This is a genomic window from Paenibacillus zanthoxyli JH29 (assembly GCF_000520715.1).
Taxonomy (GTDB): Bacteria; Bacillota; Bacilli; order Paenibacillales; family Paenibacillaceae; genus Paenibacillus_AQ; species Paenibacillus_AQ zanthoxyli.
This window is the reverse complement of record NZ_ASSD01000037.1, coordinates 1-401: the sequence shown is the minus strand read 5'-3', so window position 1 is coordinate 401 and position 401 is coordinate 1. Positions and strand designations below refer to the sequence as shown.

Below are 401 nucleotides of genomic sequence, written 5' to 3'. Positions count from 1 at the left end.
CTTATATTTTGAAAAAGGGATTGTCCCCGCACGGGGCAATCCCTTTTTCTGTTTGTTCCCTCATCTGCCGAAATGGCGCTTATGAACCGGCGGACCGGGACCGGGTTTTGGCAATCTCACTAAAGCCGCCCTGTAGCGCCGGAGCATTTCCGGCTAGGCATCCTACCCGCCGGATGCTGCGGCATCCCTTTCATCGAAGTAGGCGTTCAACAGCTTAAGAAAGACGTTCGGAAAAGCAAATTGCGCCATGTCCCCGCGCCCAATCCAGCGCATTTCCGCCCGTTCCGCGGATTGCCCGCTCTCGTCGGCGAAGAGCTCAGGCGCCTCGTCCGACGCGGCTAAGCCGGGCGCCGCTTCGGCCGTACGCTCCGCAGCGTACGGCGCCCGAGCTTCCGCCGCCA

1 pseudogene is annotated in these 401 nt (G+C 61.1%); it reads right to left on the bottom strand.

Features of this window, described 5'->3' with window-relative positions:
* Window positions 1-162 precede the first annotated feature (162 nt).
* Window positions 163-401, bottom strand: a pseudogene (locus L691_RS32405) (A/G-specific adenine glycosylase); the annotation flags it as partial.